The following is a 2,487-nucleotide window of genomic DNA, read 5'->3' as shown; positions in this document are numbered from 1 at the left end:
GCGACGGCGGCAACACCGTGGTGGTGATCGAGCACAACCTCGACGTGATCAAGACGGCAGACTGGGTGGTGGATCTGGGGCCAGAGGGGGGTAGCCGGGGCGGGAAGATTATTGCGGTGGGGACGCCGGAGGCGGTGGCGCAGGCGGAAGGGTCGTTTACCGGGGAATTTCTCAAGCGGATGTTATAGGGGGAGGACTACTCGTAGTTCTTCTCCAAATTCATATACATCCACTGCTTTCCCCAATTGCCGCATTTCGCGGAAGATCATGGGGAAACCACGCCCCAGCCGGTCTATATAGCGCAGGTTATCCATGAATTTCAGCAGTACAGGATTGGATGCGTAGGACACGCCGGAACGAAGTTTTTCCACTGTAACGGTATTGGGCAAGCGTCCCGGACTAATACATTCAATCCTGTCGTCGTACATGAAAATACGGATGCGCGAGCCTGTTATCGCGTAGTTGCGATGAACGCAGGCATTGACCACCATTTCCCGCAATACCTTATCTGGAGGCAGGAAAGTCGTATCTTTACGCTTTGTGCCTTCAATCGTCGAAGGTTGTAGCAGATTGTTTTTCATCACAGCAACGGCGGCATCAACCTGATTGGGTAAGGTGCCGGTGATTTCTTTGCGGTCAATTAGTTCAGCGTCGATTTCCGTGCCGTTAAAGTGTGCAAACATGATCGCAGCTTGCGGTAGGTAGCGGGTCGGGTTAATGCCGAACATTAGCAGGCCGCCCACGGTCGGTTCACCTGCGCTGGTCAGAATGTCAGTATTGATGAGCAACTGCCTGCGGGCTTCTTCAGTTTCCCTGGAAAACTCGAAGCCGTAGCTGGCAAAGTAGCTGTCCAGCGCCGCCATGTTCAGGTCGTTGATGCTGGCGTTACTGACCGGGATGGAGTCGTAGTGGAAGACACCAGACATCTGAAACAGGCGCATCAATTCGGATTGGGTGGCCATGCGGTTGGTGGAGCCGACCCGGATCAGGTATTTGTCGCCGGTTTGATAGGGTTTGTCCTTGCCTTTGGGTATCGTGACAATGCCAATCCGCTTGTCGTCCAATTCGAGAATTTCACAAGTGACTGCTATGGCTGGCGTGACCAAGGTACGGGCGATATTCATGACCCATTCTTCGGTACTTGCTGCATCCTCAATCCCGGAACATGAACCATCATCCGCCACACCCAACAGCAGCATTCCGCCTGATCCATTCGCAAACGCCACCATTTCCCGCGCAACCGTTTCCGGGCGGACAGGCATTGCCTTGAATTCGACGGCGGCATTTTCACCTTGCTGGATAAAAGCTTGCAGTTCTTGTGGCGTCATCAGTCAACTCGCGTGGGTAAGTGAGTCGATTATAGCAGCCTTGCCCAAACTGCTATAATGCTTCCAAGCCTTTGATGGAAAGGGGAGCGACAGGATGTTTGACTTGTTTTTTGGCTTTACATGCTGTTGCCCCAACAGGGCAATGTGTCCGCGGATGGCGTATTTGTGGTCACTGAAATGGAAAAAACCAACCTGCTGGAAGCCAGTAAGATTATTGACCAGTATTGTGCGCAAAATGGCAGACAATTTGCTGATTACAGGAGCAAGCTCAACTATGTAGCTGGTGGGTTGCCGCCAGTGTTTTCGGATGATACAGATTTCAATTTGTCGCACTTGAGATAAAGCCAGACAAACTGGCTCCGGCAAATCCACCCTGATCAACCGCACCCTGTAACCCTGCCTCGCCCCACCTGTTTCTCCTTCAACGTCAAGGGCGGGCGCTGCGAAGCCTGTTCCGGCGACGGCGTGATCAAGGTCGAGATGCACTTCCTGCCCGACGTGTACGTCACCTGCGAAGTGTGCGAAGGCAAACGCTACAACCGCGAAACCCTCGACATCCGCTACAAGGGCAAGAACATCAGCGAAGTGCTGGACATGACGGTGGAAGACGCCACCGAATTCTTCGCCGCCGTGCCCGCCATCCACCACAAGCTGCAAACCCTGATGGACGTGGGGCTGTCGTACATCACCCTGGGGCAGAACGCCACCACCCTGTCCGGCGGCGAAGCGCAGCGCGTCAAGCTGGCGAAGGAACTCTCCAAACGCGGCACCGGCAAGACCATCTACATCCTCGACGAGCCGACCACGGGGCTGCATTTCCATGATGTCGACCAGTTGCTGCAAGTGCTGCACCGCCTGCGCGACGGCGGCAACACCGTGGTGGTGATCGAGCACAACCTCGACGTGATCAAGACGGCGGACTGGGTGGTGGACCTGGGGCCGGAGGGGGGCAGCCGGGGCGGGAAGATTATCGCCACCGGCACGCCGGAGCAGGTGGCGGTGGCGGTGGCGGTGGCGGTGGCGGAAGGGTCGTTTACCGGGCAGTTTTTGAAAAGGATGCTGTGATAGAAGTATTCAGAACCTTCCTTTTTGATCCACCGGCCACACCCGTCGGGCGTTCCAGGCGGCGATGAGCCTGAAATATTGTGGCGGTAATGCG

The 2,487-nt window shown here is 55.6% G+C and carries 3 protein-coding genes and 1 pseudogene; 2 read left to right on the top strand and 2 right to left on the bottom strand.

Translation table 11 applies throughout. The annotated features are described in order from the left end of the window. A partial coding sequence (locus tag VSS37_RS08105; protein WP_324694330.1) for a hypothetical protein occupies window positions 1-188 on the top strand: 188 nt, incomplete at its 5' end. Here VSS37_RS08105 and VSS37_RS08100 read toward each other — a convergent pair. Continuing rightward, window positions 183-1,328, bottom strand: a complete 1,146-nt coding sequence (locus tag VSS37_RS08100) for an RNA-binding domain-containing protein (RefSeq protein ID WP_324694329.1) — start codon at window positions 1,326-1,328, stop codon at window positions 183-185. The genes VSS37_RS08105 and VSS37_RS08100 overlap by 6 nt on opposite strands. A 3-nt stretch (window positions 1,329-1,331) precedes the next feature. Beyond that, the gene (locus tag VSS37_RS08095) at window positions 1,332-1,814 is read right to left on the bottom strand and encodes a hypothetical protein (RefSeq protein WP_324694328.1); all 483 of its coding nucleotides are present in this window, start codon (window positions 1,812-1,814) and stop codon (window positions 1,332-1,334) included. Here VSS37_RS08095 and VSS37_RS08090 point away from each other — a divergent pair. Next, window positions 1,734-2,393: pseudogene (locus tag VSS37_RS08090) on the top strand (ATP-binding cassette domain-containing protein); the annotation flags it as partial. The gene VSS37_RS08095 and the pseudogene VSS37_RS08090 overlap by 81 nt on opposite strands. Between the last annotated feature and the right edge of the window lie 94 nt (window positions 2,394-2,487).

Origin of the sequence: Candidatus Thiothrix phosphatis, assembly GCF_035668035.1 — a bacterium.
Lineage (GTDB): Bacteria > Pseudomonadota > Gammaproteobacteria > Thiotrichales > Thiotrichaceae > Thiothrix > Thiothrix phosphatis.
The sequence above is the reverse complement of the archived record's forward strand: the minus strand, read 5'-3'. Positions and strand labels throughout refer to the sequence as shown.